The following is a 12,535-nucleotide window of genomic DNA, read 5'->3' on the forward strand; positions in this document are numbered from 1 at the left end:
GGTGACGGACATGACCTTGCCCACAGGCGTCGCCTCCTGGTCCAACGGCGGCGCGGCGCGCGCTGCTCAGCGCCGCCCTCTCCCGGCCTCTCCCACGGCGCTGCCGCGCCTGGGAGAGGAGGAGTGGAACAATATCGGAACCTCAGGAGGGGCGGCAAGCCGTTTCAACGCCCGCGATCCACCCCTTGCGGACGTTCAGGGAGTCCGCATCAGGGCGCTTCCACTCGCGCAAGGATCTGGGTCCCGGCGTTCGCCGGGACGGTCGGAAGCTGTCGAGATCGCTGACAGCTCGTGGACGTCCGGACCCTAGACCGGCGCGGGCGCCAGGCCCTGGATGGGCGCGGTCAGGATGGCGCGCGCCCCGGGCCGGTTGTCGCTGTAGGTCAGCTCGCCGCCGAGCTGGCGCACCATCGCCGTCATCATTCGGCTGCCGAAGCCCTCCCCGGGCGTGTGCTTGCCGCGGCCATGGTCGGCGACGACGACCTTCAGGTCGGCGTTGTGCTCCTCCAGCCGCACCTCGATCGGCCCCGGCGCGCCGCCGTAGGCATACTTGTTGGCGTTGATCACCAGCTCGGTCACGACCAGGCCCAGCGACACGGCGCGGTCGGTCGGCACGATGACCGGCGCCGCTTCGACGCTGACCTTGCCGGCCCACTCGGCGCCCATGGAGGCGTTCATGTCGCCGATCAGGTCCTCGAGATAGCGCCCGAGATCCACCGTCTCGATCTGGTCCGCCCGGTAGAGCCGCCGGTGCACCAGCGCGACGGCCTGCAGCCGCCGGCGCGCCTCCTCGAAGGCCTCGTGCAGGTTCGGGTCGCCGACGGCGCGCGCCTGCAGGCCGAGGAAGCTGGAGACGAGCTGAAGGCTGTTCTGGATCCGGTGGTTCACCTCCTTCAGCAACATCGCCTTCTGCTGCAGGAGGCCGTCCTTCTCGCTCAGGGCGCTGCTCAGGCGCGCGTTCAGCTCCAGCTGGCGCCGGTGGCTGCGCGCCTCCAGCAGCGTCTCGCGCAGGCGCTGGGCGGCGTCGGCCTCGGCCAGGGTCCAGCGCCGCGAGCGCCCGCGCACCTGTTCGCGCCAGGCCTCGAAGGAGGCGCGCGGCGTCAGGGTCTCGCCCGGGCCAAGCGCCACGGCCTTGTGCGGATTGCCGGCCCAGTTCACGACCTCCGGCGCCTCGGCCCGGAACCAGAGGACGACGAACGGCTCGTCGGACGCCACCACCAGCCCCAGGAGTCCGCTGGCCTCGGCCATGAACGCCGCGGCGGGCGGATAGCGCTCGGAAAGCCGGTCCGTCACGACGGGATCCGCCGCGCCCGCCTCGACCCAGGCGGCGAGCTCCCGGATGGCGTCGGCCGGAGGGCAGACGCCGTCGGTGAAGGTCTCCCGTCCCCGCACGGCGGCCACGCCGTCGGCGTCCAGCATGCGGCGCAGCTCGGCCATCCCCACCGCGAGGTTCGCGTCCAGGCCGCCGGCCCGCGACAGGCGCGACGTCAGTTCGTCCTCAAGGCCGCGCAGACGCAGCCGTTCGCGATAGGCCTCGGCCTCCTGCTTGGCCCGGATCTGGCGCGCCAAGGCGCCGGCCAGCGCCCGGGCCGCCGCGCGGACGTCGTAGGGCATCAGCCTGGGCTCGCGATGGTGGCAGGCCACCAGCCCCCAGAGCACGCCGTCCTTCACGATGGAGACGGACGCCGACGCACCCACGCCCATGTTGCGCAGGTACTGCATGTGCACTGGCGAGACCGAGCGGAGCGCGCAGTCGCTCATGTCGAGCGGGGTCGGATCCGTCCAGGCCGGCAGCAGCGGCGCGGGCTCGTAGGTCACGTCGGGGATCACGCGCACCAGGTTGCGGACGTACAGCTCCCGCGCCTGGGCCGGGATGTCCGAGCCCGGGAAGTGGTGGTTGAGGAAGCTGGGCATCCCTTCCGCCAGCGCCTCGGAAAGGACGGCGCCGGCGCCCTCCTCCAGGAACCGATAGATCATGACGCGATCGAAGCCGGTCAGGCGCCGGAACTCGATGGCGGCCCGGTCGCACAGCAGCTTCACCGTCGTGGCGCGCTCGAAGGCGGCGCTGGCCGACTCCAGCTGGGCGAGGAGCATCACGGCCGGCAGGGGAGCTCCGACCGTGGGCTCGACCTCGACGATCAGGCGTTCGCGATCCAGGTGGGCCGAGACGTCGTATGCGCCTCCGCCGTTGCCGCTGACGTGCCCGGCGAAGCCGCCCTGCGCGCCGGATTGGGTCACCTGGGCGATGCGCTGGGCCAGCGGATCGCCCAGCACCTCCCCCAGCGTGCGGCCCAGCCACGCCTCGCGGCCGAGGATGCGCGGGACGTCGCCCGCCGCGCGGCTCACCTCCTGGGTCGTGCGGTCGGCGACCAGCATGACGCCGTGGGGCTGGATCGAGCCCGGGATGTGGATCGGCTCGCGCGCGCAGGCGTCGAGATCGAGGGCCGGGTCCGTCATGCGTCGGCTCGTCCGCAGAGCCGCCGCTCCACATGCTCGAAGCCGGCCACGCTGCCCGCCACGACGTCGTCGGCCTGGGGCGCCGCCGAGAGCACCGAGAGGAACCCGCGCCAGCGCTCGCCCGCGCGGCGCCCGTAAGGGTCCAGAAAGCTGAGCCCCGTGAGATCGCCGCCGGCGCCCTCGACGTGACGCCGGATCACCCGGCCGCCAAGGGTGGAGCCTTCCAGCACGTACATCAGGCCCAGGGCTTCGCCGACGTTGCGCAGCCGGATCGGTTCGCCGCCCCCCGAGGGCGCGCGGAGACCGAGGACCGCCATGTCCCGGGCCAGGCGCGGGGAGCGGCGGCGCGCTTCGAAGTCGAGCTCCGCCATCCCCGAGAGCCAGGGGGCGAGCGCCGTCTCGGCGTCGACGTGAAGCGCGCCGAAGCGGCCCACGAGTTCGCGACGCTGGTCCGCGCAGGCGATCCGCCGAAGGATGTCGAGGCGTCGCTCGAGGCGCTGATGTGGCTCGCGCGTCGCGTCCCGCACGCGCCGGAGGGTGTCACAGGTCATCGGGTCTCTTGCGGCGCGGCCCCCACGTCACCCATAGGTACTCGTGCGAGCCGCATCAGTTGGGAACCCGACAGAACCGGCAGTTTCCAGCAGACGCGAACTCTCCATGAGCCGAACGACGCCCGCCACCAACGCACTGAGCCGCGCAAGCGTTGCATTCGAACTGCACGCCTACGACTACGACCCGACGGCCGAGCGTGTGGGTCTGCAGGCGGCCGAGGCGCTGGGCGCGCCGGCGCGCGAGGTGCTGAAGACCCTGATGGTGCGCGCCGACGGCAAGCCCGCCTGCGTCGTGCTTGCGTCGGACCGTGAGGTCTCGATGAAGAAGCTGGCCGCCGCGCTGGGGGCGAAGTCGGCCGAGATGATGAAGCCGGCCGACGCCGAGCGCCTGACGGGCTATCGCGTGGGCGGGGTCAGCCCCTTCGGCCAGAAACGGGCCGTCCCCACCGTCATCGACGCCGACGCGGCGGCGCTGCCGCAGGCCTTCGTCAACGCCGGCCAGAGGGGGCTGCAGGCGCGACTGTCCCCCGCCGACCTCGTACGCGTGCTGGGCGCCGTCGTGGCGCCCGTGACCTGAAGGTTCAGGCCCTGATCCGCGGCGCGCCCATGAAGTCGCGCTTGCCCAGGGGCGCGCCCTTGGCGCGGAGGATGTCGTAGCCCGTGGTGGCGTGGAAGTAGAAGTTGGGCAGGGAGAACGACAGCAGGAAGTCCCCGCCGCGGAACGGCATCTGGCGCGGGCCGAGTTCGAAGATCAGGTCCTTGTCCTCCAGCGCGTTCACCTCGTCCGGCGACAGAGCCGAAAGCTCGGCGACGGCGTCCGCCACCAGCTTCTGCAGGCCGGCGTAGTCGAACTGGCCGTCCCAGAGCGGCGGCCGGAACAGCCCGGCCTTGACGCCCGCGATGGCGCCCCGGGCGTGGTGGACGGTCGAGATCACCTGGCTGCGCAGCGGCCACTGGTCGTCGCAGAGGCGCGCCTCCACGAGGCTTTCCGGATCGCGGCCCGTCTCCACGGCGTGGGCGCGCGCCTTCTCCAGGTACCCGCCCACCGCGGGCAGGATCTGCAGGTAGGTGCGGACGGAAGCGTCGTAGAGCGTGATGGCCATGTCGGTGTCTCCCCTCGATGGCGCGTGATAGCAGGCCTGACCCTACGGCGCCGACCGGCTCATCGGGCGCCCAGGCGGACCAGCACTTCGCGGGGGATCTGGTAGTGGGCGATGACCGCGTTGCGGTCGCGCAGGCCCATGATCTCGCGCTGGACGAAGAAGCCCCACACGGCGTCGGCCGCCGTCTTGAGCAGCGCGGCGCGGCCGTCGCCGCCCGGGTGCTCGCGCAGCGCCGTCAGCGCCGCCTCGACCCTGCGCCCGGCGCGTCCGAGCGAATGGGCCTGCTCCTCCAGCAGCTCGTAGCGCAGGACCGCCTCGCCGGTCTCGACCTTGAGGCGGCTGGCGAGCGACTGGGGCATCCGGAGCGACGACATGGCCGCCCATGTTGGCGGCCCGCGCCGGGAACGCAACCTCGGCCGCGGAGCCGACACGCCGCCGCGCCTGTCGCGCGGCGGCGGTCGCTCATCCGAACACCTCGGCGAGGTCCTCGTCGATGGACGGCAGGGGCCAGTCGCGGCCGACGCCAGGCGTCAGCGCCCGCTCGAGCTTCCACGAGTTGCGCCCCACGTAGACGCCCATGGCGGTGAGCTCGCCGACAAGGGCCGCGCGGGCGTCCTTGTCGAGCGGCTCGTTCTTCGGCCCCTTGGCTTCGCTGAGACGCCATCCGTGGATCGCGTCGCGCGTCACCTCGGCGATCGCGCCCTCGTCCTCGGTCCACTCGTAGTAGGCCGACCAGCCGGCCGCGGCGTGCTCGACGCGGTCGGCCAGGCAGTTGCCGAAGCGCCGCGCCGCCTCGCGCATCGCAGCCTTGGTGGCCAGCGGCTTCAGGCGCTCGGTTCCCGCGAACGGGAGCGGCGGCAGCTCGGGATAGAGGTCGACCTTCACCGCGGCGAACAGCCCCTCCTCCGTCTCGGCCTCCGCCCAGCGCCCCGCGGCGGCATCGGCGGCGTCCGGACCGTCGCGGAAGGCGATGGCGTCGGCCGCCTCGCACACGGCGCGCGCGCCGTCGTCCGCGATCAGCAGCGCCAGGGCCAGCGCCCGCCCCATGGGAGCCGGGAGCCGCCCGAGGCGCTCGATGGCCGCGCGGTCGATGACCCCGGCGTGCCGCAGGATCTTCCCGGCCTTCGGATCGGCCAGCAGGTCGATCAGCCGCCGGTAGGCGTCGGCGCTCCACGCCGTTTCGCCCAGCCGCCCCAGCGCGCGCTCGAGCCCCGGCGGGTGGCGGCCCAGCGCCACGCGGATCACGTCGCGCGTGCGCGCCTCGCCCAGCACGCCCGCCAGGCGCGCGACGTCGCCGCCCAGCGCCAGCGCCACGCAGGCCAGGTGCCTCCGCGCCGCGGGCGCGGTGAGGAAGCCGCAGTGCGGCTCGGGCCACGCCCGGGCGATCGCCGGCGCGAACTCGCCCGCGATCATCTTCAGAAGGGCCGTCGGCTCGGTCCTGGACGGGACCGGGGCGCGACCCGCGATCAGCTTGAACATGGTCAGCTCCAGGGTTCGCCGCCGCGCGGACGCGGCGGCTGCAGTCTCTGTTGAATTGGGACCGGGCGCGGGGGCCGGAGCCCGCGCCCGCCGGAGCGGACGCGAGACCCCTATCCCTTCACGCAGACGACCTGCCGGAGGGTGTGGACGATCTCGACCAGGTCGGCCTGGGCCGCCATCACCGCGTCGATGTCCTTGTAGGCCATCGGGGTTTCGTCGATCACGTCCGCGTCCTTCCGGCATTCGACGCCCGCGGTCGCGGCCGCGTGGTCGTCGAGCGTGAAGCGCCGCTTGGCCTCGGCCCGGCTCATCGCCCGCCCGGCGCCGTGCGAGCAGGTGCAGAACGACTCCGGGTTGCCCTTGCCGCGCACGATGTAGGACCGCGCCCCCATCGATCCCGGGATGATCCCGAGCTCGCCGAGGCCCGCCCGCACCGCACCCTTGCGGGTCAGCCAGACGTCCTTGCCGAAGTGCCGCTCCTGGGTGACGTAGTTGTGGTGGCAGTTCACCGCCACGTCCGTCGTCACGAGGTCCGGGAAGGCCTCACGCAGCACTGCGAGGACCTGGTCCATCATCACTTCGCGGTTGGCCAGGGCGTACTTCTGCGCCCAGCTGACCGCGCGGATGTAGGACACGAAGCCCTCCGACCCTTCCGGGAAGTAGGCCAGGTCCTTGTCGGGGAGGTGGATGAACCACCGCTCCATGTCCCGCTTCGCCCGTTCGACGAAGTACGACCCGAAGCGGTTGCCCACGCCGCGCGACCCGGAGTGCAGCATGACCCAGAGGGCGCCGTCCTCGTCGAGGCAGAGCTCGATGAAGTGGTTTCCCGTCCCGAGGGTCCCGAGGTGGCCGAGGCCGCGCGGGTGCGCCGCCTTCGGATCGCGCTCGACGATGGCCTTGTAGCCGTCCTCGAGCGCCGCCCACTTCCGGGTCGCCAGCGCCGGCGGGTCGCCCCGGTGGGCGCCCACGTCGTTGCGGCCGCCGTTGTCGGTCCGCCCGTGCGGCACCGCGGCCTCGATGGCGCCCCGCAGGTCGGCCAGCGAGTCCGGCAGGCGCTCGGCCCGGATCGACGTCTTCACCGCCATCATCCCGCAGCCGATGTCCACGCCCACCGCCGCCGGGATGATCGCCCCGACGGTGGGGATCACAGACCCCACGGTGGCGCCCATTCCCCAGTGCACGTCCGGCATCACCGCGATGTGCTTGTGGATGAACGGCAGGCTCGCGACGTTGCGCAACTGCGCCCTGGCGCTGTCCTCGACCTGGACGCCGCGCGTCCACGCCTTGATCAGCCCCGCATCGCTTTCGATCACTTCAAATCCGCTCATCGGACACTCTCCTGGAACCCTCTGGTCCCTCCCGGCCCCCCGCGGCGGTCGAAGCGTCCTTCCGAAACGAAGAACCCCTCCGCGGCCGGGCCGGGAGGGGTTCTTCGTACGAGCCTCAAAGATGCTGAGACCTAAGCCGAACCGACCTCCCGCGCGCACGTCCCCAGACCCTCGACCTGGCGGTCGGTGGTGCAGGCGAGCGGCGAATTGACGGGCCGGTTGAACACGGGTCTCTCCTTCGAGGTCGGCGCGGATACACCCGGTTCGGGGCCGCGGGAAGCACTCGTTTCGATTGCAACCAACCTTGGCCGGACGGTGTGGCCCGGGAGCCACGCTAGCCCGGCGCGGCGCTGATCCCGCCGTCGACGGTGAACACCGCGCCCGTCGTGTAGGCCGAACGGTCGGACGCCAGGAACACCATCAGGTCGGCGATCTCCCGCGGCCGGGCCGGGCGGCCCAGCGGGTAGTTCGCCATCAGCTCGCGATAGCGGCTCTCGTCGCCGAAGCGCCGCTGGGCGGCGGTCTTCATGAGGGTGACGATGCGGTCGGTCTCCACGGGGCCCGGACTGACGCCGACCACGCGGACGCCGTCGCGCAGCGACTTGCCGCCCAGGGCCCGGGTGAAGGCGTAGAGCGCCGCGTTGCCGGCCGAGCCCGCGATGTAGCCTGCGTCCATCCGCTCGCCGGCCGCGCCGATGTCGTTGATGATCACGCCGGAGCCGCGGGCCTTCATGTGCGCGTAGATGGCGCGCGTGAGGTTGATGTAGCCGAAGACCTTCAGCTCCCAGGCGTGGCGCCAGCGCGCCTCGTCGACCGCTTCCAGCGTGCCGCCCGGAATGTCGCCGGCGTTGTTGACCAGGATGTCGGCGTCCCGGCCCGCCTCGGCGAGCGCGGAGAGCTGCGCCGGGTCACGCAGGTCGGTGGGGACCGCGCGGGCCTGGATCTGATGCTGGCTGCGCAGCCGGACACAGAGCGCCTCCAGCGCCTCCGCCGAGCGCGCCGCGAGGATCAGGTCGCACCCCTCCTCGGCGAACGCCTCGGCCGCCGCCGCGCCGATGCCCTTGGACGCGCCGGTGATCAGCACGGTGCGGCCGCGAAGGTTCAGGTCCATGCAAGGTTCCTCCCCCGTCAGGAGACATGCTCACGGCGGGCAGCTCAAGGGTTGACTGCGCGCGAACCGTTCTTGAATTGTTCACGGCGAGGGAGAAAAATCGATGTTCACTCGCCTTCGCGCCGAATGGCACATGCGGAACACGGAACGCCGCATCCGCAAGCACGGCTGGACCGCGATCTACGTCGGCGATTTTCGAACGGCGCCGACCTGGGTCTACACCGTCGGGTTCGACGACACCCTGAACCAGCCCGAGATCATCGTCTTCGACATCTCGCAGGCCGACGCGAACGTCATGCTCTGGCAGGCCTTCGAGGAGCTCAAGGCGGGCGACCTCGTGTTGGAAGACGGCAAGCTCTGGGTGGAGGACGAGCAGGCCCGGATGGTCTGGCGCAAGGTCGATCCGTCGCAGATCGACGGCGCGGACGGCTGGTTCGCGTTCGCGGTCGAGCGGCGGAGGCGTCGGACGGGCCGCGCGTTCGGCCTCGAGGCGTTCCAGCTCGTGCTGGCCGACCAGCAGCGCCGCCTGCCGTGGGATGACGGCTACGACGAGCGGCTGCGGCCCCTCCAGCCGGCGCTGTGGCTTCCCGCCAGGGACGCCGCCGGCGCGCCCGCAGCGCAGGCCGGGCGGTAACCCCTGGGACGAAGGGTGCGACAGGGCGCTGGCACACCTGCAGCCTGAGCTTCCCTTCCGCTGGACGTGGAGCCGAATACGCAGCGTGTGCTTGCGGCCAGCGCCGCCCTGTGACACCTCACCCGTCTCCGCCGGGGACCTTCGCCGATGACCGACCAGCAGCCCGCCTCCGTCTACGACCTCGCGCACAAGGAGCAGGACGAAAGCCGGGCCACCTTCGCCGTGCTGGTGGACAATGAGCCGGGCGTGCTGCACCGCGTGGTCGGCCTCTTCGCCGCGCGCGGCTACAACATCGACAGCCTGACGGTGGCCGAGACCGACGGGAACGCCCACACCAGCCGCATCACCATCGTCACCCGCGGCACGACCCAGGTGCTGGCCCAGATCGAGGCCCAGCTGCAGAAGATGGTCTCGACGCGGCACGTGCAGGACGTGACGCGCGATCCCAACGGCATCGAGCGCGAACTGGCGCTGGTCAAGGTGCGCGGCACCGGCGTCGAGCGGGTCGAGGCGCTGCGCGTCTCGGACATCTTCCGCGCCAAGGTGATCGACACCACCCACGAGAGCTTCGTGTTCGAGCTCACGGGCGCGTCGTCGAAGATCGACAAGTTCGTGGACCTGATGCGGCCGCTGGGCCTCGTCGAAGTGTCCCGGACGGGCGTCCTGTCGCTGTCCCGCGGCGTCGAGGTCTTCTAGAGCCACGCTTCGCCACGGAACCGCCGCGCGCGGGCGCCACTTTCCGGGGCGTGTTCAAGCCATTCCTGATCGCGGCGAGCCTCGCGGCCCTGGCGGCGCCCGCCGACGCGCAGCTGCTGGGCCGGCAGAAGGCCGCAGGCCCGCCCGAGGGCGCGCCGGTCACCGAAGTCGAAGCCTGGCCCTATCCCGCGCCCGACCCGAAAAGCTGGTGGGACGACAAGCGGCTGAAGGTCCCGGAGGAGGCCGACCCGCTGGGCGGGCGCCGCATCCGCAGCGTGGAACAGCTCGTGAAACCCGACAACGGCGTCGACGCCTCGACCTATCGGCTTTGGGGCCTGATGCCGCTGCAGTGGCAGTTCGTGCGCGGCGACGAGATGATCCTCGAGGTCTGGACCCGCCCCTCCAGCAGCGTGCGCCAGACGGTGACGCGGGTGACCGTCCGCGGAGACGGCGACACGTTCGTGCAGGGCCGCGCGGGCCTCGCCTGCTGCGAGGCCGGCATCGCGCGGCGCATGGGCTTCGACCGCAAGCTGCCCGCGGGCGCGGGGGCGCGCTTCCAGGCGCTGAAGGACCTGCCCCTCTGGCGCTCGCCGCGCGACGTCCGGGTCGCCGAAGCCGGTGCCGCCGAGGCGCTCTGCGTGGAAGGCACCGCCTACGACATCACCCTCGTGACGCCCGGCCGCTCCGTCACCCTGCACCGGGCCTGCGACCCCGCCGAGGTGGGCGAGGCCGCCGACGTGCTGGAGGCGGTGCTGGGCGCGGCCCTGGGTCACGACCCGCGCTTCGACGTGCTGTTCCCCGGCGGCGCGCAGTTCGCCGCCGCCCGCGACGCGCACCGCGAGCTGCTGGCGGCGAACGGGCGGCTGAAGCCCAACCCCGACGCGCGGCCCCGCCCGCCCGGCCCGGCCCCGGCCCCGTCCGCCGAGGTTGAAGGCGCTGCGCCGACGCGCGAAGCTGCGCCGGTCACACCGCAAAGCTGATCCTCATGAAGACCTTCACCGCCGCCGCCCTCGCCGTGTCGCTGGCCGGGAGCGCACAGGCCGCCGACCTCTCGCGGCAGGCCGCTGACGAGGCCCTGGCCGCCGACCGCGCCTTCTTCGCCCGCGCCCAGCAGGTCCATCCGGCGCAGGCGTTCCGGGAGTACATGGACGAGGCGGAGGGCCTGCTCTACGGGACCGGCGGCGAGCCCGCGAAGGGCGGCGAGGCCATCTACCGCCTCATGGGCGGCGGCGCGCCGCAGCGGATGAAGGTGGAATGGACGCCGAAGCAGGCGTGGGGCGCGGCCTCGGGCGACATGGCCGTCACGATCGGGGACTGGAAGCGCACCTGGCTCGACGGCTCCCGCGTGCTGACCGGCAACTACGTGACCGTCTGGCGCAAGACCCCCGCCGGCTGGCGGGGGCTGATCGACATCGGCGAGGTGGACGAGCCCCCTACCCCGCCGAAGCCGGCCGCGCCTGCGCCATAGCCGCGATCACCCGGGGCCGGACCACCGCACGGATGTGCGCGTACTGCACGGCGAAGAGCGCGAGCTTCGAGGCGATCGGGAAGACCGCCTTGTAGAGCGGCCATTGGGCCGGGAAGCCGATGGCGAACACGAGGTTCAGGGCGGCGGACAGCAGCATCAGGCCCGCCCAGACATAGCCATAGGCGATCATCATCCGCTCGCCGTGGCCGGCGGCGATGGGCGGCATGTACCGCAGCATCCAGCCGCGCTTCAGCATCACCGTGGCGACGATCAGGTAGATGATCGTGGGCTTGGCCATCAGGAAGCGCGGATCGTGCAGGAACAGGCTCGCCGTGCCGAACACCAGCACCAGGCCCAGGCTCGCCCATTGCAGCGGCGCGACCGGCTTTCGGAGCACAATCCAGAGCAGGACGTGCCCGGCCCCCGCCGCCATGGCGATGACGGTCGCGACGATCGCGTCGACGCCCGCAGCCAGCAGGCCCGCGAACAGGAGGCTGGAGAACAGGTCGTTCACAAGCGGGCGGAAGGCGTGGGCGAGATTCGTCATGGGAGCTCCGGGGAAAACGTCGACCGGGAGGGTAGGCGTGGCGGTCCGGAGGCCGTGAGTCCGCTCGCGAAGCCGGCGCGGCGGTTCGCGAAACGGCGACCGCCATTGGCGCTTCGCGAGCCGCGCGCGACCGCGCGGTCCTTTGTTTTTCCACCCCGAGCGCCTATATGTGAGCCGTCGGGTTCGCCCGACTATGGAGATAAACGCGCGCGAAATAAGCGGACTGGACCCGGGTGCGATTCCCGGCGGCTCCACCAAATCCTTCCGGGTTATCGCCGGGAAGCACGGGGCCGATCAGCATCGACAGACGTGTAAAGGCGTTGCTTTCTCTCGGCCTGACCCACCGATCCGGGTCTTTAAACTAAATGCGAACGATAACTTCGCTGAGGAAGTTCGCCTGGCTGCGTAATGCGGTCCGGTAACATCCGAACCAAGTCCTAGAGGTTCAGATCTCTAGGCGGGGCCCGAGGGGCGCCTGGCAACAGAAGCCCCTCACCTTTCCCTTTTTGGCGGCGCCCCTCGGATTTCCCCGGCCGTCATCCCGCGGCTTGTCCGCGGGATCCATGCCGGCGGCCGTGCGGATGGCTGCCGGGCGGGCGCGGCCTCGCTCCTGCGAGAGCGGCGGGCTCACAGCCGGTGGACGCATGGGTCCCGCGGACAAGCCGCGGGATGACGGGGGTGTGTCGTCGCTGGCGCCGCGGCCAGACCCCCTCTCGCTTCGCGAGCTCCCCCAGGGGGGGGGAGCATCGATCGCCCCCTCACGGCTGTCATCCCGGTTTCGCCGCAGGCGAAGACCGGGACCCATGCGCGCCCGTTGTGGGGACGGCCCGCTGGCGGCGCCGACGCGCTTCATCCGGAACCGCGGAGTCTATGGGTCCCGGTGTTCCGCTGCGCGGAAACCGGGATGACAGGTGGTTGGGCCAGGGGCGGACCTGAGGAATGCGCCTGAAACGCGCGGCGGGGCCTGGCCCGAAACCTCCACTGGTCTTGTCTTCCCTTGCGCCACACCCGGCACACGTCACCTTTCAGGCGTTCGGTTGTCGGAGTGGGTATGGCTCAGGATCCGCCGGTCCAGGATCTGATGAACTACGAGGCCCTGGCGCAGGACGCGCTGCGGGGCGTCGCCAAGGCTGCGCTGAAGCGCGCCGCCGCGCCCGAGGG

Annotated in this window: 13 protein-coding genes, 1 other RNA gene and 1 pseudogene; 7 read left to right on the top strand and 8 right to left on the bottom strand. The window is 71.8% G+C overall.

The features are described from left to right. Positions 1-306: 306 nt before the first annotated feature. Positions 307-2,457 (bottom strand): histidine kinase dimerization/phosphoacceptor domain -containing protein, encoded by a 2,151-nt coding sequence (locus tag JNK30_RS15685; protein ID WP_293483566.1) that lies wholly within the window; start codon positions 2,455-2,457, stop codon positions 307-309. After that, positions 2,454-3,008 (bottom strand): biliverdin-producing heme oxygenase, encoded by a 555-nt coding sequence (locus tag JNK30_RS15690; protein ID WP_293483568.1) that lies wholly within the window; start codon positions 3,006-3,008, stop codon positions 2,454-2,456. The genes JNK30_RS15685 and JNK30_RS15690 overlap by 4 nt, the downstream gene beginning before the upstream one ends. A 106-nt stretch (positions 3,009-3,114) precedes the next feature. Here JNK30_RS15690 and ybaK point away from each other — a divergent pair, with 106 nt between their 5' ends. Then, the gene (ybaK, locus tag JNK30_RS15695) at positions 3,115-3,585 is read left to right on the top strand and encodes a Cys-tRNA(Pro) deacylase (RefSeq protein ID WP_293483570.1); all 471 of its coding nucleotides are present in this window, start codon (positions 3,115-3,117) and stop codon (positions 3,583-3,585) included. A 4-nt stretch (positions 3,586-3,589) separates the two neighbouring features. On the opposite strand, the gene JNK30_RS15700 is transcribed toward ybaK, so the two are convergent. From JNK30_RS15700 to JNK30_RS15720, 5 genes are all read right to left on the bottom strand, one after another. Then, a complete protein-coding gene (locus JNK30_RS15700) occupies positions 3,590-4,111 on the bottom strand; it encodes a DUF1993 family protein (RefSeq protein ID WP_293483572.1) in 522 nt (173 codons plus the stop codon). Between the two features lie 59 nt (positions 4,112-4,170). Beyond that, a complete protein-coding gene (locus JNK30_RS15705) occupies positions 4,171-4,485 on the bottom strand; it encodes a DUF6665 family protein (RefSeq protein ID WP_293483573.1) in 315 nt (104 codons plus the stop codon). Positions 4,486-4,573: 88 nt separating this feature from the next. Then, positions 4,574-5,590 (bottom strand): hypothetical protein, encoded by a 1,017-nt coding sequence (locus JNK30_RS15710; RefSeq protein WP_293483575.1) that lies wholly within the window; start codon positions 5,588-5,590, stop codon positions 4,574-4,576. A gap of 110 nt (positions 5,591-5,700) precedes the next feature. Further along, entirely contained in the window at positions 5,701-6,918 is a 1,218-nt protein-coding gene (locus JNK30_RS15715; protein ID WP_293483576.1) for an RtcB family protein, read from the bottom strand. 334 nt (positions 6,919-7,252) lie between these two features. Then, positions 7,253-8,029 (bottom strand): SDR family oxidoreductase, encoded by a 777-nt coding sequence (locus JNK30_RS15720; RefSeq protein WP_293483578.1) that lies wholly within the window; start codon positions 8,027-8,029, stop codon positions 7,253-7,255. A gap of 103 nt (positions 8,030-8,132) precedes the next feature. Between JNK30_RS15720 and JNK30_RS15725 the strand changes: the two genes are divergently transcribed. The 4 genes from JNK30_RS15725 to JNK30_RS15740 all read left to right on the top strand — a co-directional run bounded on the left by JNK30_RS15725 (position 8,133) and on the right by JNK30_RS15740 (position 10,827). Beyond that, positions 8,133-8,663, top strand: coding sequence for a DUF4262 domain-containing protein (locus JNK30_RS15725; RefSeq protein WP_293483579.1), 531 nt, complete (start codon positions 8,133-8,135; stop codon positions 8,661-8,663). A gap of 147 nt (positions 8,664-8,810) precedes the next feature. Next, positions 8,811-9,359: an acetolactate synthase small subunit gene (gene ilvN, locus JNK30_RS15730; protein ID WP_293483581.1), complete on the top strand. Its 549-nt coding sequence runs from the start codon at positions 8,811-8,813 to the stop codon at positions 9,357-9,359. A gap of 50 nt (positions 9,360-9,409) precedes the next feature. Continuing rightward, on the top strand, positions 9,410-10,339 hold the full coding sequence (locus tag JNK30_RS15735) for a hypothetical protein (RefSeq protein ID WP_293483582.1): 930 nt from the start codon (positions 9,410-9,412) through the stop codon (positions 10,337-10,339). A 5-nt stretch (positions 10,340-10,344) separates the two neighbouring features. Further along, positions 10,345-10,827 carry a DUF4440 domain-containing protein gene (locus JNK30_RS15740; RefSeq protein ID WP_293483584.1) on the top strand — a complete coding sequence of 161 codons (483 nt, stop codon included), beginning with the start codon at positions 10,345-10,347 and terminating at the stop codon, positions 10,825-10,827. Here the strand turns inward: JNK30_RS15740 and JNK30_RS15745 are convergent. Beyond that, positions 10,793-11,374: a septation protein IspZ gene (locus tag JNK30_RS15745; protein WP_293483585.1), complete on the bottom strand. Its 582-nt coding sequence runs from the start codon at positions 11,372-11,374 to the stop codon at positions 10,793-10,795. The two genes, JNK30_RS15740 and JNK30_RS15745, sit on opposite strands and share 35 nt — an antisense overlap. A 137-nt stretch (positions 11,375-11,511) precedes the next feature. On the opposite strand from JNK30_RS15745, the gene ssrA reads away from it, so the two are divergent. After that, positions 11,512-11,871: a transfer-messenger RNA gene (gene ssrA / locus JNK30_RS15750) on the top strand. A gap of 554 nt (positions 11,872-12,425) precedes the next feature. Continuing rightward, positions 12,426-12,535, top strand: a pseudogene (locus tag JNK30_RS15755) (stringent starvation protein B); the annotation flags it as partial.

This window comes from Phenylobacterium sp. (assembly GCF_016793225.1).
In the GTDB taxonomy this organism is placed as follows: Bacteria; Pseudomonadota; Alphaproteobacteria; order Caulobacterales; family Caulobacteraceae; genus Phenylobacterium.